19 protein-coding genes are annotated in these 17,179 nt (G+C 65.9%); 10 read left to right on the forward strand and 9 right to left on the reverse strand.

Going from position 1 to position 17,179, the window contains the following annotated elements:
• The first annotated feature begins 1 nt into the window (after position 1).
• Entirely contained in the window at positions 2-409 is a 408-nt protein-coding gene (locus tag RCH14_RS03115) for a hypothetical protein (RefSeq protein WP_343024688.1), read from the forward strand.
• On the opposite strand, the gene RCH14_RS03120 is transcribed toward RCH14_RS03115, so the two are convergent.
• A complete protein-coding gene (locus RCH14_RS03120) occupies positions 369-851 on the reverse strand; it encodes an aminotransferase class III-fold pyridoxal phosphate-dependent enzyme (RefSeq protein WP_343024689.1) in 483 nt (160 codons plus the stop codon). The genes RCH14_RS03115 and RCH14_RS03120 overlap by 41 nt on opposite strands.
• A gap of 265 nt (positions 852-1,116) precedes the next feature.
• Here RCH14_RS03120 and RCH14_RS03125 point away from each other — a divergent pair, with 265 nt between their 5' ends.
• From RCH14_RS03125 to chrA, 6 genes are all read left to right on the forward strand, one after another.
• Positions 1,117-1,680 carry a GNAT family N-acetyltransferase gene (locus RCH14_RS03125; RefSeq protein WP_343024690.1) on the forward strand — a complete coding sequence of 188 codons (564 nt, stop codon included), beginning with the start codon at positions 1,117-1,119 and terminating at the stop codon, positions 1,678-1,680.
• A gap of 20 nt (positions 1,681-1,700) precedes the next feature.
• Positions 1,701-2,315, forward strand: a complete 615-nt coding sequence (locus tag RCH14_RS03130) for a TonB family protein (protein ID WP_343024691.1) — start codon at positions 1,701-1,703, stop codon at positions 2,313-2,315.
• Between the two features lie 154 nt (positions 2,316-2,469).
• Positions 2,470-2,754 carry a hypothetical protein gene (locus RCH14_RS03135; RefSeq protein WP_343024692.1) on the forward strand — a complete coding sequence of 95 codons (285 nt, stop codon included), beginning with the start codon at positions 2,470-2,472 and terminating at the stop codon, positions 2,752-2,754.
• Positions 2,755-2,757: 3 nt separating this feature from the next.
• Complete coding sequence (locus RCH14_RS03140; protein ID WP_343024693.1) at positions 2,758-3,663, forward strand: histidine kinase; 906 nt, start codon at positions 2,758-2,760, stop codon at positions 3,661-3,663.
• Between the two features lie 7 nt (positions 3,664-3,670).
• On the forward strand, positions 3,671-4,456 hold the full coding sequence (locus tag RCH14_RS03145) for a LytTR family DNA-binding domain-containing protein (protein ID WP_343024694.1): 786 nt from the start codon (positions 3,671-3,673) through the stop codon (positions 4,454-4,456).
• A 23-nt stretch (positions 4,457-4,479) separates the two neighbouring features.
• Positions 4,480-5,694 carry a chromate efflux transporter gene (gene chrA / locus RCH14_RS03150; protein WP_343024695.1) on the forward strand — a complete coding sequence of 405 codons (1,215 nt, stop codon included), beginning with the start codon at positions 4,480-4,482 and terminating at the stop codon, positions 5,692-5,694.
• On the opposite strand, the gene RCH14_RS03155 is transcribed toward chrA, so the two are convergent.
• Complete coding sequence (locus RCH14_RS03155; protein WP_343024696.1) at positions 5,691-6,377, reverse strand: DUF2076 family protein; 687 nt, start codon at positions 6,375-6,377, stop codon at positions 5,691-5,693. The genes chrA and RCH14_RS03155 overlap by 4 nt on opposite strands.
• A 151-nt stretch (positions 6,378-6,528) precedes the next feature.
• Between RCH14_RS03155 and RCH14_RS03160 the strand changes: the two genes are divergently transcribed.
• Positions 6,529-7,065 (forward strand): DUF2058 domain-containing protein, encoded by a 537-nt coding sequence (locus RCH14_RS03160; protein ID WP_343024697.1) that lies wholly within the window; start codon positions 6,529-6,531, stop codon positions 7,063-7,065.
• A 42-nt stretch (positions 7,066-7,107) separates the two neighbouring features.
• Here RCH14_RS03160 and RCH14_RS03165 read toward each other — a convergent pair whose 3' ends face one another.
• The 7 genes from RCH14_RS03165 to xapA all read right to left on the reverse strand — a co-directional run bounded on the left by RCH14_RS03165 (position 7,108) and on the right by xapA (position 14,877).
• Complete coding sequence (locus RCH14_RS03165; protein WP_343024698.1) at positions 7,108-7,431, reverse strand: hypothetical protein; 324 nt, start codon at positions 7,429-7,431, stop codon at positions 7,108-7,110.
• Between the two features lie 124 nt (positions 7,432-7,555).
• Positions 7,556-7,960, reverse strand: coding sequence for a cytidine deaminase (locus tag RCH14_RS03170; protein ID WP_343024699.1), 405 nt, complete (start codon positions 7,958-7,960; stop codon positions 7,556-7,558).
• Positions 7,961-7,970: 10 nt separating this feature from the next.
• The gene (gene deoA / locus RCH14_RS03175) at positions 7,971-9,293 is read right to left on the reverse strand and encodes a thymidine phosphorylase (protein WP_343024700.1); all 1,323 of its coding nucleotides are present in this window, start codon (positions 9,291-9,293) and stop codon (positions 7,971-7,973) included.
• 163 nt (positions 9,294-9,456) lie between these two features.
• A complete protein-coding gene (locus RCH14_RS03180) occupies positions 9,457-11,847 on the reverse strand; it encodes an aldehyde dehydrogenase family protein (RefSeq protein ID WP_407070046.1) in 2,391 nt (796 codons plus the stop codon).
• Between the two features lie 13 nt (positions 11,848-11,860).
• Positions 11,861-12,817 (reverse strand): deoxyribose-phosphate aldolase, encoded by a 957-nt coding sequence (gene deoC, locus RCH14_RS03185; RefSeq protein WP_343024701.1) that lies wholly within the window; start codon positions 12,815-12,817, stop codon positions 11,861-11,863.
• A complete protein-coding gene (locus tag RCH14_RS03190) occupies positions 12,814-14,007 on the reverse strand; it encodes a phosphopentomutase (RefSeq protein ID WP_343024702.1) in 1,194 nt (397 codons plus the stop codon). Before RCH14_RS03190 ends, deoC begins: the two co-directional genes overlap by 4 nt.
• Positions 14,008-14,034: 27 nt before the next feature.
• Positions 14,035-14,877, reverse strand: coding sequence for a xanthosine phosphorylase (gene xapA / locus RCH14_RS03195; protein WP_343024703.1), 843 nt, complete (start codon positions 14,875-14,877; stop codon positions 14,035-14,037).
• A 248-nt stretch (positions 14,878-15,125) separates the two neighbouring features.
• Between xapA and RCH14_RS03200 the strand changes: the two genes are divergently transcribed.
• The gene (locus RCH14_RS03200; RefSeq protein ID WP_343024704.1) at positions 15,126-16,232 is read left to right on the forward strand and encodes a carbohydrate kinase; all 1,107 of its coding nucleotides are present in this window, start codon (positions 15,126-15,128) and stop codon (positions 16,230-16,232) included.
• A 13-nt stretch (positions 16,233-16,245) separates the two neighbouring features.
• On the forward strand, positions 16,246-17,163 hold the full coding sequence (locus RCH14_RS03205) for a pseudouridine-5'-phosphate glycosidase (RefSeq protein WP_343024705.1): 918 nt from the start codon (positions 16,246-16,248) through the stop codon (positions 17,161-17,163).
• The last annotated feature ends 16 nt before the right edge of the window (positions 17,164-17,179 follow it).

The following is a 17,179-nucleotide window of genomic DNA, read 5'->3' on the forward strand; positions in this document are numbered from 1 at the left end:
AATGCCACGACTGGAACTGACCGACAGCGAGCTCATCGTCCATCTGGGCAAATGGGAGAAACTGATGGCACTGCACACCGACATACGCGTCCCCCTGCAGCAGGTACGCGGCGCGACTGAAGACGCCGGTTTTGGCGGAGCAAGCGGATTCAAGCTTGGCCTGCGCATTCCCGGCACGCACGTCCCATTTATTGTCGCAGCCGGAACCTTTCTCAAGAACGGCGACAGGCAATTCGTCTTCACGCGTCGCAAGCTGCACCCCATCGTCATCGAACTGGCGGACAATGAATGGACTCGCCTCGTCATCGGCGTGCCCGATGCCGACGCGGCCACAGCCCGCATCAACGCTGCGGTCGCGCGCCTTCGCATCAACGCTGCGGTCGCGCGCCTTCGCACCAACGCAGACTGACCCGCGCCCGCGTCATCAAGCCAGCCGTTTCAGCACCGCAGCGAGCTTGCCGAACAATGCATCCACATGCTGCCGCCCCAACACCAGCGGCGGCGACAGGGTGATGATGTCGCCCGTCGTGCGGATCAACAGATCCGCACGCGAACGCCACCTTGAGCGCCGCATAACCGCGCGCGCCCGGCTGGCGCGGGATCGTGGCCAGCTTGATGCCGGCGATGATGCCGATCGAGCGCAGGTCGATCACGTGCGGCAGGCCGCGCAGCGATTGCTGCGATTGCAGCGCTTCGTCGAAGTACGGCTGGATCGCCGCCCCATTGGCCAGTACGCCCTGCTCGGCAAACACGTCGAGCGTGGCCAGCGCCGCGGCGCACGCCAGCGGGTGGCCCGAATAGGTATGCGCAATCGCCGCCGCGATCTCCGGCTGGCCGTGGCCGCACGGCACGCACCACAGGCCGGCGGCGCCGTCGAGTACCTGATTGCCGTCGACGTCGCGTCAGTACATGCCTTTGGCCGACACCAGCAGGCGCGGGTCGCGTTTAAGATCGCGGTTGTTCGTGAACGGCATCCAGAAGGATGCCATGGTGCCGGGCCTGGCCTGGTGCATGACGAATCTGCGACCTCGATGGCGACGGCAAACAATACGGCGCGTGTCGGCACGCCCCGAGTCGATGGTATGCTAACGCTTACAACGATGACAATACAAACCCATGTCGACTTATAGCACTCCTGTTCTGACCACCCAACGCCTGATGCTGCGCCCGCTGGCCACCACCGATGCACGGGCCTTGTATGCCATTTTTTCCGACCCTGCCGTCGTGCGCTACTGGAGCGCCGAGCCGTGGACCGACATCTCGATGGCCGAAACCGCGATCGCGCGCGCGCTTGAAGCCTACCGCGACGAGACCGAGCTGCGCTTCGCGATCGAACTGGCTGCCAGCCGCGAGGTGGTCGGCACCGTCGCCCTGCACCACTTTTTCAACCAGAACAACCGCTGCGAACTGGGCTACGCCATCGCCAGCGGCCACTGGGGCAATGGCTATGCCAGCGAAGCGATCGAAGCGGTCCTCGATCACGGCTTCAACGAGGTCGGCATCAACCGGGTCGAGGCCGACATCGACCCGCGCAATGACGCGTCTGCCCACGTGCTGGAAAAACTCGGTTTTCGCAAGGAAGGCTTCATGCCACAGCGCTGGCGCGTGCACGGCGAATACGCCGATACCGTGTTCTACGGCCTGCTGCGCGACTACTGGAACGACCGCAAGGCGTCCTGACGACGATGCAAAGGCCCTCCATGAAAACCATCGCAGCGTGTTCGACCCTGGCGCTTGGGGTTCTTGGACTGGCCCCGCAATCGGTCGCGGCCCAGGCCACGATACCTGCATGGCGCGAGATCACGATCTACGCCAGCGACGCCAGCTATCCGCAGGCACTCGTGCGACGCGGGGTCCAGGGCGCGGTCACGATCGAACTCACGCCCGGCACGCGGGGCCGCAAGGCCGCAGCGACGGTGCGTGATTCATCGCGCTCGGCCGACCTCGATGCGCTCGCCCTTGGCATGGCAAGGCAGCTCGTCATCTCCGGCGCGGACGGCGCCACCAGTGGGATGGTCACGTACCGCTTCCGCAAGGATCACCCGTCGACCATCGCCACCAAGACCTGCGCCGACCTGAACGTCGATGTGGCCTACCACAGCGCAACGTTCCCGGAGCGCAGCCTGCGCGAACTGCCGGTGTTCTACGAGAGCGTCGGCAAACTGATTTACAGCTTTCAACGTGAAGGTGAACGCCGCACCTTTCCGCCGGCCGACACGCTGTTCGACGCGACCCTGGCCGCGTGCGCCCGCACGCCGCAGGCTGGCATGCTCGACGTGTTGCGCCAGGAAGCGCTCAAGCTCATCGCGCCGTAGCCCCATCGTGCAGCGCCGCCGTACTCACACGCAAAACCGTGCCCCGCTCATCCACGCTCACGACCGCCCGCCCCAAAATTCGCACCGTTCGTCGGATCGCCCTTGGCCTGGACCGGTTGCATCCCTACAGTAGGGTCATCACTCTTTGAAAGGAATGCCCGTGAAAACCATTCATACGCCCACCAGCCGCTTCCAGTCGATCCTGCGCAACGCCGAAGTGGCCGGCCGCACCACCTGGCGCCTGGCAAAGTCAGGCGCGCGCTACCTGACCCGCATGCCATGGCCGGTGCTGCTGGTACTTGCCATCGCACTCGCCGCGCTGGTCACCATCGTGCCGATCGTGCTGGCCCTGTTCGTTGGCCTCCTGGTGCTCAAGTTCGTCGCTGTGGCCGTGTTTGGCTGCCCACAGCGCCGCCTGCGCCACACGAGCGGGGAATAAGCCATGGCAGCGGTCCAGATCAACCGCGCGCTCGACTTCGTGCGCGACGCCATGCGCGAAGCGGGCGCCCTGTGGTGGCGCTTCTTCGACTGGCTCGCGCTGATCGAATGGCGCCAGCTGTACCTGGTCTGGTTCCTCGGGTTCGTCGCGGGCCTGTTCGTCAACCTGGTCGAACCGGCGATCTGGTTCATCCTGGTGTCGTTCGGCGTGAAGGTGCTCGCCGGCGGCAAGCGCCGCGCTGAATTGCTGGCGCGCGATGCGTCGAGCAAGGCCGACGTGGCCAATCTCGAACGGCGCCTGACCGAGGCGCAGATGGCCACGCTCCAGGCCCAGGTCGAGCCGCACTTCCTGTTCAACACACTGGCGCTGATCGGCCAGTTGATCGAAACCGACCAGAAAGAAGCCGCGCGCGTGCACGGCCACCTGATCGAATACCTGCGTGCATCGCTGCCACAGATGCGCGGCGCGATGGGCAAAGGCGGCACCGGCGGCACGCTGGGCAAGCAGGTCGAACTCTCGCGCGCCTATCTGGCCATCATGCAGGCGCGGATGAAAGAGCGGCTCCAGGTACGCTTCGAGGTGCCCGACTTTTTGGGCAGCGCGCCGTTCCCGCCGATGATGCTGCAAACGCTGATCGAGAACGCGATCAAGCACGGGCTCGAGCCCAAGGTCGCGGGCGGCACGATCGTCGTGCGTTCGCGGGTCGAAGGCGCCACGCTGCATGTCGATGTGTGCGATGACGGTGTCGGCTTCAACCTGCATGCCGGCAGCGGCGTGGGCCTGGCGAATATCCGCGAACGCCTGGCGCTGTTGTACGGCACAGCGGCCGAACTCGTGATCGAAGCACCCCTGACGGGCGGCGCCTGCGTGTCGATTCGCCTGCCGTACCGGATGACCGAAGACGGTTGATATTGCCATGCATTCCGCCATGCCCACCGCCCTGATTGCCGACGACGAAGCCCTGATGCGCGACCAGTTGCGCGCGCGCCTGCACGAGGCCTGGCCCGAGCTGCGCATCGTTGCCGAAGCGGCCAACGGGGTCGAGGCGGTGGCGCTGGCGGCGCAGCACAAGCCGGACATCGCGTTCCTCGACATCCGCATGCCGGGCATGGGCGGCATCGACGCGGCACGGCAACTGTACGCCGACTGCCACATCGTGTTCGCTACTGCCTATGACCAGTACGCGGTCGAAGCGTTCGAACATGGCGCGATCGATTACCTGCTCAAACCGGTGACGCTGGCGCGGCTCGATACCACGGTGGCGCGCCTGCGCCGCCAGCTTGACCACAAGCCGCAGGACATCGGCGCGCAGCTGGCCCGGCTGGCGCAACTGGGCGACCAGCTGCTGGGGCGCGCGGCGCCATCGACCAAACCGTCGTATCTGCGCTGGATCCAGGCCCAGTCGGGCACCAGCCTGCGCATGGTCGCGACGTCCGAGGTGCTGTTCTTCCAGTCCGACGACAAGTACACGCGGGTGCAGACGGCCACCGCCCAGCACCTGATCCGCAAGACGCTCAAGGAACTCGAAGAAGCGCTCGATCCGGACGAATTCTGGCGCATCCACCGCTCGACGCTGGTGCGGGTCGATGCAATCGCCGAAGTACGGCGCGACCTGCGCGGCCGGCAAATGCTCACGCTGCATGGCTATCCCGAGGCGCTGGAAGTGAGCCGCAATCACAGTACGCTGTTCCAGCAGATGTAGTCGTGCACGACCAACCCGACCTAATGACCCACACTGCGACCGATGGTGCAGGCGCCAGTTCGCCGCTTGCCATCTTCTGGATTTTTTTGATGCTGGGTCTGCGCTCGTTTGGTGGCCCGATTGCCCACCTGGGGTACTTGCGCAACGAATTCGTCCTGCGCCGCCGCTGGCTGGAGGACGCGCGCTATGGCGAATTGGTCGCCCTGTGCCAGTTCCTGCCCGGTCCGGCGTCGAGCCAGGTCGGTTTCGCGCTCGGCGTGCTGCGCGGCGGGGGCGTGTTGGGCGGCTGCGCCGCGTGGCTCGGTTTTACCTTGCCGTCGGCGCTGCTGATGCTCGCCTGGGCGCTCGGCGCCGCCGTCACGACCGGCCCGCTGGCCGCTGGCGCGGTGCACGGGCTGAAACTGGTGGCGGTCGCCGTCGTCGCGCAAGCCGTGTGGGGGATGGCGGGCACGCTGACGCCCGACTGGCAACGCAAGGTAATTGCCCTGGCCGCCATTGCGATCGTCGTCGTTGCTGCCGGCCCCGGTGGCCAGCTCGTCGCCATCGGGGCCGGCGCGCTGGCCGGCTGGGCCTGGTGCCGCGGGGAGACCCCGCACGGTGCCGCCCCGCTTGCGTTTCCCGTCAGCGTGGCGGGCGGCGTGGCCGCGCTGGTCCTGTGCGCCCTGCTGTTCGGGCTGTTGCCCATCGCCGCCACTGCCACGCAATACAGTCCGCTCGCGCTGTTCGACGCCTTCTACCGCTCGGGCGCGCTCGTGTTCGGCGGCGGCCACGTGGTATTGCCGTTGCTGCAGGCCGAGACCGTTGCCAGCGGCTGGATCACCAGCGAAACATTCCTGTCGGGGTATGGCATGGCCCAAGCGCTGCCCGGGCCGCTGTTCGCGTTCGCGGCATTCCTGGGCGCGCAGGCCGGGATGAGCGCCACCGCCGTGGGCGGCGCCTGCGTGGCGCTGGTGGCGTTGTTCCTGCCTGGGCTGCTGCTCGTCTACGGCGCCCTGCCGTTTTGGGCGCGGCTGCAGCGCCAGCGTGCGCTGCGCCACGCCGTCATGGGCGCGAATGCTGCCGTCGTGGGCATTCTCGGTGCGGCGCTGTACAACCCGGCCTGGACGAGCGCCGTGCTCGACCTGCGTGACGCCGCCGTCGCTGTGGCCTGCTTCGTGCTGCTGGTGACGTGCCGCGCGCCGGCCTGGCTGGTCGTGGTCGTGGCCGCTGCAACCGGCGTACTGATGACGCTGATTTAGCCGAACACGCCCTCATCCGACCCGTCGCCATCGAAGAACCCGCCCGGCTCGTCGCCATGGTTGTTGTCGGCCAGCGGATCATCGGCCGCGTTCGGTTCATCGATGGCGCCGATGCCCGCCTGGTCGGCCAGGGCGCCACCGCTGTTCGCCTCGCCTGCGCCAGCATCGGCCAGCAAATGATTGGCACCACCTTCCGCACCGGCGCCGGCGCCGGCGCCACCATGATCGAGCAGATTGCCGATGCCATGGAACAGGAAGCTACCCGCCGCAACGCCGGCTGCCGTGGCCGCGATCGTGCCCAGCATGCCGCCGCCAGCGCCGCCCAGGAAGCCTGCGCTGCGTGCCGGTGGCGCCACGCCTTGCGCTGCACTCTGCGTGCCCTGCACCAGTGCCTGCGCTGGCGTCGATGGATTGCTTTGCGCCGAATTGCCCCACGTGTTCGCGTCAAGGAACCCGCCGCTGCCCTTCGTGGTCTGACGTTCCAGCTCGACGATGCGCGCCTTGGCATTGCCCAGCGCCTGCTCCACCAGCAGCGCGCGCTGCACCAGCAGGTAGGCAGCGTCCGGCTGCTCGGCCACAGCGCGCTGGATCAGCGCATCGGCTTGCGGATCTTTCGTCACGCCACGGGCCTGGACCAGTTGGCCCAGAAAGTCCTGCAAGGTTTTTTCGTCTGACGGGTTCATGATGGTCTCCGGTTGGAAGGTGGGATAAGCTTATGTTGTGGACTAGTTATCGATATTTCAAGCATTCGTTTGGACGCGCTTGTTTGCTATGCTAGCGCCCTTGCGCCGCCTTGCTCGACGGGCGGCCCGTCATATTTAGGGAAAGCACATTATGGTTTCGCTGCAAGAGCAGTTACTCAAGGCCGGCCTGGTCGACAAGAAGAAGGTCAAGCAGGCCACGCAAGAGAAAAGCAAGCAACACAAGCACGAGCTGCGCACGGGCGTGGAATCGGTCAACGTGGCGCGCGAAGCGGCGCTCGAGCTGCAGCGCAAGAACGCCGAGCGTGCGCGCGAACTGAACACGCAGCGCGATGCTGCCGCGGCGCAAAAAGCCATCCTGGCGCAGATCGCGCAGATGGTGCAAAAGAACAAGCAGCCCAAGGGCAAGGGCGACGTGCCCTACAACTTCACGTTCGGCACCAAGATCGAGCGCCTCCACGTGACGGCGCAGATCGTCGAGCACCTGGTCGCAGGCCGCCTGGTGATCGTGCACATGAACGGCAGCTTCGAGCTGGTGCCGCGCATCATTGGCGAGAAGATCGCCCAGCGCGATGCATCGATCGTCGTGCAGATCAAGAAGAAAGTACAGGAAGTGGAAGAAGACGATCCGTACGCGGATTTCAAGATTCCGGACGATCTGATGTGGTGATGCGGGGTTGGAACGGCGTTGCGACGCTGTTCCGGCACTAACTTACTTCTTGGTCTTGTCTTCGACGTCCTGCGTGCTCGTCCCGGTCCGGGTCGCGCTCGCGGTACGCTCGGTCTGCTTCTTCGGCTGACCCATGCCTGCCGACGTGGTTTCCTGCTTGCTGCTGCCCTGGAAATCCGTCGAGACCGAATTCGCGCTGTCTTCCGGCTCTGCTGCCGGGTTAGCCCGCTTGTCTGCGTTGGCCGTTACCGGCGCCTGGCGGTCAGCCATTGCTGCCTTGGCTGGCTGCGGCGTGGTCGGGGTGGTCTGGGCTGCGGCACTTGCCGCGATGACGACGCCGCTGAGTAGAACGATCAATTTTTTCATGGCAAGCTCCAATCCGATATGTATATATCATCACGTTGTGCTCAACGTGGCGATTACAAGAGCTGATTGATCGACGCCGCCATCATGGAGCGCAAACGTTTCTGCGCGCCATGAACGCTTTCCTTCAGGACTGCAAGTCCTGTCCACCAAATGCATTCGGCAACTGCGCCGCTGCCGTCGTCTCGAACACGGCCCCGGTCAGATTGGTCAGAATTACCGGCAATTCATTACCACCCAATTCCAGGATCACTTGCCGGCAGGCGCCGCACGGCGCGATCGGGCCTTCGGTCTGGCCGATCACGGCCAGTGCCGCGAAGTCGCCCGGCTTGTAGCCGTTGGCAATGGCGCTGAAGAACGCCGTGCGCTCGGCGCAATTGCACAGGCCGTAGGCGGCGTTTTCCACATTGCAGCCGCGGAAGATGCGGCCATCCTTGCATTCGAGCGCTGCCCCCACCTGGAACTTGGAATACGGCGCGTAGGCCAGCTCACGCGCGGCGCGCGCTTCGTCGATCAGTTTTGTATAAGTCATGGGGATGCTCTCAAGGACGGACAAAGCGGTGAATCATCGGCGCGGCGGCGGGTTGCGTGTCACCGATCAGGTAAGCTGCCTGCACCTGGCGCACGGCGCGCTCGGCTGCTTCGGGCGAGCGTGCATGCACCATTGCCAGCGGCTGGCCGACGGCGATCCCGTCACCCAGTTCAACCAGGCCAGTCAAGCCCACGGCGAAGTCGATGGTGTCCTGCGGGCGCACACGACCACCGCCCAGCGCGACGACCGCCAGGCCCAGGCCACGGGTATCGACCGAGACGGCGTAGCCGGCCTGCAGGGCTGGTGCCGGCACGATGACGGGCGCCGTTTCCAGGTGCGCGTCCGGCTTGTCCATCAGGTCGGCCGGGCCGCCCAGCGCCGCGACCATGCGCGCGAACCGCTCGGCCGCTTCGCCCGAATCGAGCGCAGTTTGCAGTTTGGCGCGCGCTTCGGCGTCCGTGCCTGCCAGGCCCGAAATCACCAGCATCTCGGCGCACAGCGCCATCGTCACTTCGTGCAGGCGTGCGGGGCGCGCCTTGCCGGTCAGGTAATCGATCGCGACGCGCACTTCGACCGCATTGCCGGCCGCGTGGCACAGCGACTCGTTCATGCCGGTCAGGATGGCCGAGGTACGGGTGCCGGCGCCATTGCCGACGCTGACGATCGATTCGGCCAGTTCCAGCGATTTCTCCGCCGTCGGCATGAAGGCGCCGCTGCCCACTTTCACGTCCATCACCAGCGCATCCAGACCCGCCGACAGCTTTTTTGAGAGGATCGAGCCAGTAATCATCGCCACCGATTCGACGGTCGCCGTGGTATCGCGGATGCTGTAGAAGCGCTTGTCGGCCGGCGCCAGCTGGGCGGTCTGGCCGATGATGGCCACGCCCACGTCTTTCACCACCTTGCGGAAGGTGGCCGGGTCAGGCACGGTGCTGTAGCCGGGGATCGCGTCGAACTTGTCGAGCGTGCCGCCAGTGTGGCCCAGGCCGCGGCCCGAGATCATCGGCACGAAGCCGCCGCAGGCCGCGATCATCGGGCCGAGCATCAGCGAGACGACGTCGCCGACGCCGCCGGTCGAGTGCTTGTCGACGACCGGGCCTGGCAGGTCCAGAGACTTCCATTCCATGACCTGGCCCGAGTCGCGCATCGCCAGCGTGAAGGCGACGCGTTCATCCATCGTCATGTCGTTGAAGTAGACCGCCATCGCCAGCGCGGCGATCTGGCCTTCGGTCACGCTGCCGTCAGGGATGCCACGGACAAAAAACTGGATCTCTTCGGCCGACAGGATGCCGCCATCGCGTTTTTTGCGGATGATTTCTTGGGGGAGGAACATATTGGTGCTTTCGCGTTGTAGGGTGGGCGGCTATGCCGCCCACGCGGTGATCGGTAGTGGCGCCGCTCTCGTGCGCGAGCTGGCACAAGCCAACCATCACCGCGTGGGCGGGGAACCCGCCCACCCTACGTCGTCAGGAAGTTAAGGGAGAGAAGGCAGGACGTCAGACGCCGTAAGGAATCCAGACGTTCTTCACCTGGCTCGCATGCTGCAGCACGACCCGGCCGCCAGCCTGCTTCGGATCGAACCAGTCGCGCCCTTTCGCGCCGCCGGTCCAGGTGCGCTTGAGCGTCTCGCTCGACAGGCGCTCGACTTCGGCGCAACCGTCAAGCGAACCGTCATGGCGCCACACGGCATCGATCTCGCCATGCGAGGCCAGCGTGCGCGCCAGTTCGTCGGCCGAACCGGTGACGATATTGAGCGCGCCACCCGGCAGGTCCGACGTATCGAGCACCTGGTACAGGTCGATCGCCGACAGCGGATGCTGCTCCGACGGTACCGCCACCACGCGGTTGCCCAGCGCCAGCGCCGGGGCGACCAGCGAGATGAAGCCCAGCAGCGGGTTCTCGTTCGGGCACACGATGCCGATCACGCCCACCGGTTCGTTCAGCGCCACGGTGATGCCGTGCATCGGCGGCTGGTGCGCCTGGCCGTCGTACTTGTCGGCCCACGCGGCCCAGTAGAACAGGCGCTCGATCGAGGCCGCCACTTCGCGCGCCGCGTCGGTCGACCCGGTCTGCTGCGCGATGCGCGCGGCAAATTCGTCGGCGCGGATCGCAAGGTTCTCGGCGATGTAATACAGCACCTGCGCGCGGTTGTGCGCCGTGGCCTTGGCCCAGCCGGCGGCCTTGTGCGCCGCTTCGACCGCATTGCGGATGTCCTTGCGGCTGCCTTCACCGATATCGGCCAGGAACGCGCCGTTCGCGCCATTGATCGCGCGGCTATAGGCGCCGTCAGGGCGCGCCTGCTTGCCGCCGATGTACAGCTTGGCGGTGCGGTCGATCGCGAACGGGCTGTCGGCGTCGGCTGCTTTCATGGGGCCCTTCGCCGCGCCCTTGGCGGCAAACACCGGCGCGGCAGGCCGTGCATCTTCCGACAACGGCGTCAGGTATTCGTACATGCCTTCCTTGCCGCCTTCGCGGCCATAGCCCGATTCCTTGTAGCCGCCGAAACCGCAGGCTGCATCGAACTGGTTCGCCGTGTTGATCCAGACCACGCCGGCCTTGATCTGCGGGACGACGTCCAGCGCCAGGCTGATCGACTCGCTCCAGACGCAGGCAGCCAGACCGTAGACGGTGTTATTCGCCAGCTGGACCGCTTCAGCCGGGGTGCGGAAGCTCATCGCCACCAGCACCGGCCCGAAGATTTCGGCCTGCGCCACGGCGGCCGACGTCGACGCGCCCGTGATCAGGGTTGGCAGGTACCACGAACCCGTCGTCGACAATTCGCCCGCCGGTTGCCAGACTTCGCAGCCTTCGGCGCGGGCCGATTCCACCAGGCCGTGGATGCGCTGCTGCTGCACCGGATCGACCAGTGCGCCGATGTCGTTCGACTTGTCGAGCGGCGAACCGACACGCAGCGTTTCCATGCGCGCCTTGACCTTCTTGATGAAGCGCTCGTACACCGACTCTTGCACCAGGAGGCGCGAACCGGCGCAGCAGACCTGGCCCTGGTTGAACCAGATCGAGTCGACCAGGCCTTCGACGGCGGCGTCCAGATCGGCATCGTCAAACACGATGAACGGCGACTTGCCGCCCAGCTCGAGCGAGAGCTTCTTGCCGCTGCCGGCGGTGGACTTGCGGATCAGGCGACCGACTTCGGTCGAGCCGGTGAACGCGATCTTGTCGATGCCGGGGTGGTTGACGATGGCCTCGCCCACGCGGCCATCGCCCGTGACGATATTGACCACACCAGCCGGCACGCCAGCGCGCTGGCAGAGTTCGGCAAACAGCAAGGCGGTCAGCGGCGTGTACTCGGCCGGCTTGAACACGACCGTGTTACCGGCGGCCAGCGCCGGCGCGATCTTCCACGCCAGCATCAGGAGCGGGAAGTTCCACGGCACGATCTGGCCAACGACACCGACGGCGCGGTAATCGGCGAATTCTTCGGCCTGCAACTGCGCCCAGCCGGCGTGATAGTAAAAATGACGGGCCACGAGCGGCAGGTCGGCATCGCGCGTTTCGCGGATCGTCTTGCCGTTGTCGAGCGTTTCGAGCACCGCGAACAGGCGCGCATGCTTTTGCAGCAGGCGCGAAAGCGCGTACATGATCTTGGCGCGGCCATGGCCACCCAGCGCGACCCAGCCCGGCTGCGCACGGCGCGCGGCTGCGACGGCGCGCTCGACATCGTCGTTCGTCGCCTGCGTGACCTGCGCCAGTTCGACGCCATCGGCCGGATTGGTCGTGGCGAACGTTTCACCCGCATCGCTCCAGGCATTGTCGATGAAGAGGCCGAAGCGGCGCTCGTGACCGTCCAGCCATGCTTGCGCTTCCTTGGTGGTCTCGAGAGCGGGGCCGTAGTCCATGGTCTGAAGAATCTCTTTAATTGTTGGCATGACGTATCCGGATTTAGGGTTGCGCGTGACGATGTGCGGCCGAGTAGTTCCCGGTCACGTAGTGCTCGAGCTGGCGTTCGATGTCGGTCAGGAGGCTCGACGCGCCGATGCGGAACAGGTGCGGCTGCAGCCAGTCGTTGCCCAGTTCTTCCTTCATCACGGTCAGGTACTGCAGCGCCGACTTTGCCGTCGAGACGCCGCCCGCCGGCTTGTAGCCGATCTGGAAACCGGTCAGTTCGTGGTAATCGCGAATCGCGCGCACCATCACCAGCGACACCGGGATCGTGGCATTGACGCCTTCCTTGCCGGTCGAGGTCTTGATGAAGTCCGCGCCGGCCATCATGCAGACCCACGAGGCTTTTGCCACATTCTCCAGCGTGACCAGGTCGCCCGTGGCCAGGATGGCTTTCACGTGCGCGTCGCCGCAAGCCTGGCGGTACGCCACCATCTCGTCGTACAGCGCCTGCCAGTTGCCCAGCAAGACATGCTGGCGCGTGATGACGATGTCGATTTCGGTGGCGCCCGCAGCGACCGACAGCTCGATCTCGCGCAGCTTGGTTTCCATGCTCGACAGGCCGGCCGGGAATGCCGTGGACACCGCGGCGATCGGCAAGCGGCCCTGCAACACCTTGACGGCCGGCGTGATCATCTCGTGGTACACGCAGACAGCGCCGGTGCTCAGGGTCTCGAGACCCAGTGCCTGCATCAGGTCCGCGCGCAGCGGGCGCATCGCCTTCATGCACAGGCGCTCGACGCGGCCCGGCGTGTCGTCGCCCGACAGCGTGGTCAGGTCCATGCACTCGATCGCGCGCACCAGCCACGCGGCCTGGTATTCCTTCTTCACCGTGCGGCGGTTCGCGAGGCTGGCGGCGCGGCGGTCGGCCGCGTTGCGGTTGACCTTGAGACTGTTGATCAGGCCAAGGTCCAGGTCCATGGCGACGTTGCGTTTGAAGTCCAGCGGCTGGCTCATAGCTGTGCGATTCCGTTCGAAAGTGGTTTGACGCCGAGGTGCTTGGCCAGCGTGGCGCCGATGCTTGAAAACGTGTCGGCCACCGGCAGCTCTTGCGGCGCGACGTTCGGGCCGAAGAAGATCATCGGGATGTATTCGCGGGTGTGGTCCGAACCCGGCGCGGTCGGGTCGCACCCGTGGTCGGCGGTGATCACGACCAGGTCGCCGTCCTTCAGCTTGGCCATGAAGGCCGGCAGGCGCGCGTCCAGTTCGTGCAGCGCATTGGCGTAGCCGGCGACGTCGCGGCGGTGGCCGAAGTGCATGTCGAAGTCGACGAAGTTGACGAACGTGAGCGACTTGTCGCCCGCTTCGTCGGCTACTTCGAGCAGGCGATCGAACAGCGCCATATTGTCCGGGCCCTTGATCAGGCGCGTGACGCCCTGCCCCGCGTAGATGTCGCTGATCTTGCCAAGAGCGAAAACGTCGCCGCCCGCATCCTTGACATGATCGAGCAGCGTCGGCGCAACCGGCGGCACGGCGTAGTCGTGGCGGTTCGCCGTGCGCTTGTAGTCGCCATTGGCACCCGTGAACGGGCGCGCGATCACGCGCCCGATGTTGTATGGCTTGACCAGTTCATAGGCCGCTTCGCAGACGGCATACAGGCGCTCCAGGCCAAAATGCTCTTCGTGCGCGGCGATCTGCAGCACCGAGTCGGCCGACGTGTACAGAATCGGCTTTCCGCTGGCGACGTGTTCATCGCCGAAGTCGTTGATGACGGTGGTGCCCGAGGCGTGGCAGTTGGCCAGCCAGCCCGGTACGCCGGTCAGTTCCTGCAGCTTGTCAGTGAGCTCTTGCGGGAACGACGGCACGGTCTTCGGAAAATAACCCCAGTCAAACAGCACCGGCACGCCGGCGATTTCCCAGTGACCGCTTTGCGTGTCCTTGCCGGTCGACTGTTCGCGCGCGATGCCCCAGGCGCCGGTGAAACCGTCGCGCTGGCTGAAACCCGGCGCCCATTCGCCGCTGGCCTTGTGGCCGGCCGCGCCCAGGCCGAGGCGCTCGAGATTCGGCAGCGCCATCGGCTTGCCTTCTTTCGCGGCCCATTCGGCGATGTGGCCGAAGGTGTTGGCATCGACGTCGCCATATTTGTCGGCGTCGGGCAGCGCGCCCAGGCCGAAGGAGTCCAGCAGGAGGATGAATGCACGGGACATTGGATCGCTCGCTTTCGGTAAGTGTGATTAAGCGTCTGCGCGTGGGGTCGAACCAAGGCGCTCGATATACGCGTGGATCAGCGTGACCATGTCCTTGGCCGCGATCGCCGCGTACTTCAGGGTCTGCTCGTGCGACAGCGCGAACGGCGACAGGCCTTCGGCCAGGTTGGTGATGGCCGAAACCGCCGTCACTTTCAGGCCGCAGTGGCGCGCCGCGATGACTTCGGGGATCAGCGACATGCCAACGACATCGGCGCCCAGCGTCTTGAAGGCGCGGATTTCGGCGACCGTCTCGAAGTGCGGGCCGGCGGCGGCCAGGTACACGCCTTCGTTCAGGGCAATGCCCTTTTCTTTCGCGACGGCCTTGATTTGCTCGCGCGTCTCGGCATCGTAGGCATTGGACATGCTGAAGAAGCGCGGGCCGAAGCGCTCGTCGTTCGGGCCCGACATCGGGCTGCCCGGCAAAAAGTTGATGTGGTCGGTGATCGCAACCAGCGAGCCGGCATCGGCTTCGATGTTCAGCGAGCCGGCCGCATTGGTCACGAACAGCAGTTCGCAGCCGATCTGCTTGAGGGTACGCACGGCGTTGGTCATCACGCCAGGGCCGTAGCCTTCGTAGAAGTGGCCGCGGCCCTTCATGCAGGCAACCGGCACGCCGGCCAGTTTGCCCAGCACCAGTTCACCGGCGTGGCCGTGCACGGTGCTGATCGGGAAGCCCGGCAGGTCGGCGTAGCTGATCGAGACGGCGTCCGTCATCTGTTCGGCCAGCACACCCAGTCCGGAGCCGAGGATCAGCGCGACGCGCGGTGCAAAGCCCGGCTTGCGGGCGCGGATGATGTCGGCGGCGTCGAACGGGAGATTGCTGGACATGTTATTCCTTGTGATTTCTGGTGATGTGGGGAGATGGGATGGAGGCTGAAGCGGCGTTCGCAGGCGCGGCGGCATCTGGTCAGCTGAATATTATAACTATGCATGAATCCCGATATGTATGGCAAATACACTTTTTCTTCCCGATTTATATGTTTTCGCGATAAATTAGCACGACCACGCCGAGATTGACGGCGCCATGACAAATGTCTAGCATTGCCAGACATAAGTTTAAAACAGTTTGCCGAACGATGCCCAAAAAAGACCAGTTGTACGAGCTGATTCGCGCCAATCCCTTCATCTCCCAGCAGGACCTGGCGGCGCGCCTGGGTCTGTCGCGCTCGGCCGTGGCCAATTACATCGCCACGCTCGTGCGCGAGCGGCGCATCCTGGGCCGCGCCTACGTGCTGCCGGATCACCGTCCGATCGTCTGCATCGGCGCCGCCAACCTTGACCGCAAGCTGCGCACGCTTGGCCCGCTGGCACTGGGCACGTCGAATCCCGCGCGCCAGAGCGAGTCGTTCGGCGGCGTGGCGCGCAATATCGCCGAAAACCTAGCGCGCCTGGGCGCTCCGACGAGCCTCATCACGGCAGTCGGCCCGGACGCCTCGGGCCGCGCGCTGCTCGCGCATGCCGACGAAGCGGGCATCGACACGCGCAGCGTGCTGCTGGTCGACGGCGCCGCCAGCGGCACCTACACGGCGGTGCTCGACCAGGATGGCGAGATGCGCGTGGCGCTGGCCGACATGGCGATCAACGACGCGCTCACGCCCGCGTTCTTCGCCAGCCGCGCGCCGCAACGCGCCAGCGCCGCGCTGATCGTGGCCGACCTGAACCTGCCGCAGGATGCGGTGGCCGGGTTGCTGGGCGACGCGCTGGCGGGCGGCGTGCCGATGGTCGTCGTCGCCGTGTCCGAACCGAAGATCAACCGCCTGCCACGCGACCTGCGCGGCCTGCGCCTGTTGATCCTGAACCTGGGCGAACTGGCAGAACGTGACGGCCGCGCGCTGGACAGCGAGGCCGCGATCGCGCGCGCCTGCGCCAACCTGCAGACCGACGGCGCGCAGGACGTGATCGTCACGCGCGGCGCGCAGGGCGTCATGTTCACGACGCCCGATGGCCTGCGCAGCCTGGCCGCGCAGGCCGTTGATGTCGTTGACGTCACCGGCGCCGGCGACGCGTTTGCCGCCGCCGTCTGCTGGAGCCTGTACAGCGGCGCCACCTCGCTCAACCTGGCCTGCCGCCGCGGCCTGGCGCTGTCCGCCATGACCATCGGCTGCGCGCAGACCGTCTGCCCACAAATTGCGCCCGGCTTGCTCGACGAACCTGCCGACCGCCTACTCCCTACTGCTGATTAACCCGAGAAATCTCATGCACAACTTCCTCCTGCTCTCGCCCGAAGTGGCCGCCGCCCGCACCGCCGGCAAACCGATCGTCGCCCTCGAGTCGACCATCATCTCGCACGGCATGCCGTACCCGCAGAACGTGCGCACCGCGCGCGAGGTCGAGCAGATCATCCGCGACGCCGGCGCCGTGCCGGCCACGATCGCCGTCATCGCCGGCAAGATCTGCATCGGCCTGTCGGACGAGCAGCTCGAACTGCTCGGCTCTTCGCCGGACGCCATGAAAGTGAGCCGGCGCGACCTGGCCTACGTGCTGGCGCAGGCGCGCCTGGGCGCAACGACGGTCGCGGCGACGATGATCTGCGCGCAGCTGGCCGGCATCGAGGTGTTCGTCACCGGCGGCATCGGCGGCGTGCACCGCGGCGCCGAAACGAGCTTCGACATCTCGGCCGACCTGCAGGAACTGGCGCAGACCAGCGTGGCCGTCGTCTGCGCCGGCGTCAAATCGATCCTTGATATTGGCCTGACGCTCGAGTACCTCGAAACGCATGGCGTGCCGGTGATCAGCGTCGGCCAGCCGGGCTTTCCCGCCTTCTTCACGCGCGAGAGCGGCTTCCAGGCCGACTTCCAGATCGATTCACCCGAAGAGCAGGCGGCGTTCATCCGCACCAAGTGGCAGCTCGGCCTGGCCGGCGGCGTGGTGGTGAGCAATCCGGTCCCGGCCGACGCCGCGATGGCGCCGACCGAGATCGACGCCATCATCACGCAGGCGCTGGACGAAGCTGCAAGCCAGAATGTGACCGGCAAGAAGGTCACGCCGTTCCTGCTGGGGCGCATCAAGGAACTCACCGAGGGCCGCAGCCTGGCCACCAATATTGCGCTGGTCAAGCACAACGCGCTGATCGGCGCCCGCCTGGCAGTGGCGCTGAACCAGCGCGCGGCCTGAGTCGCCAGCGTAGCCG

This window comes from Massilia sp. MP_M2, from assembly GCF_039123635.1.
Classification (GTDB): Bacteria; Pseudomonadota; Gammaproteobacteria; order Burkholderiales; family Burkholderiaceae_D; genus Telluria.

Bases quoted from the DNA above. Each gene is read 5' to 3' on its own strand.
- RCH14_RS03115 (WP_343024688.1), top strand. From the start codon at position 2: ATGCCACGACTGGAACTGACCGACAGCGAGCTCATCGTCCATCTGGGC.
- RCH14_RS03125 (WP_343024690.1), top strand. From the start codon at position 1,117: ATGTCGACTTATAGCACTCCTGTTCTGACCACCCAACGCCTGATGCTG.
- RCH14_RS03130 (WP_343024691.1), top strand. From the start codon at position 1,701: ATGAAAACCATCGCAGCGTGTTCGACCCTGGCGCTTGGGGTTCTTGGA.
- RCH14_RS03135 (WP_343024692.1), top strand. From the start codon at position 2,470: ATGCCCGTGAAAACCATTCATACGCCCACCAGCCGCTTCCAGTCGATC.
- RCH14_RS03140 (WP_343024693.1), top strand. From the start codon at position 2,758: ATGGCAGCGGTCCAGATCAACCGCGCGCTCGACTTCGTGCGCGACGCC.
- RCH14_RS03145 (WP_343024694.1), top strand. From the start codon at position 3,671: ATGCATTCCGCCATGCCCACCGCCCTGATTGCCGACGACGAAGCCCTG.
- chrA (WP_343024695.1), top strand. From the start codon at position 4,480: ATGACCCACACTGCGACCGATGGTGCAGGCGCCAGTTCGCCGCTTGCC.
- RCH14_RS03155 (WP_343024696.1), bottom strand. From the start codon at position 6,377: ATGAACCCGTCAGACGAAAAAACCTTGCAGGACTTTCTGGGCCAACTG.
- RCH14_RS03160 (WP_343024697.1), top strand. From the start codon at position 6,529: ATGGTTTCGCTGCAAGAGCAGTTACTCAAGGCCGGCCTGGTCGACAAG.
- RCH14_RS03165 (WP_343024698.1), bottom strand. From the start codon at position 7,431: ATGAAAAAATTGATCGTTCTACTCAGCGGCGTCGTCATCGCGGCAAGT.
- RCH14_RS03170 (WP_343024699.1), bottom strand. From the start codon at position 7,960: ATGACTTATACAAAACTGATCGACGAAGCGCGCGCCGCGCGTGAGCTG.
- deoA (WP_343024700.1), bottom strand. From the start codon at position 9,293: ATGTTCCTCCCCCAAGAAATCATCCGCAAAAAACGCGATGGCGGCATC.
- RCH14_RS03180 (WP_407070046.1), bottom strand. From the start codon at position 11,847: ATGCCAACAATTAAAGAGATTCTTCAGACCATGGACTACGGCCCCGCT.
- deoC (WP_343024701.1), bottom strand. From the start codon at position 12,817: ATGAGCCAGCCGCTGGACTTCAAACGCAACGTCGCCATGGACCTGGAC.
- RCH14_RS03190 (WP_343024702.1), bottom strand. From the start codon at position 14,007: ATGTCCCGTGCATTCATCCTCCTGCTGGACTCCTTCGGCCTGGGCGCG.
- xapA (WP_343024703.1), bottom strand. From the start codon at position 14,877: ATGTCCAGCAATCTCCCGTTCGACGCCGCCGACATCATCCGCGCCCGC.
- RCH14_RS03200 (WP_343024704.1), top strand. From the start codon at position 15,126: ATGCCCAAAAAAGACCAGTTGTACGAGCTGATTCGCGCCAATCCCTTC.
- RCH14_RS03205 (WP_343024705.1), top strand. From the start codon at position 16,246: ATGCACAACTTCCTCCTGCTCTCGCCCGAAGTGGCCGCCGCCCGCACC.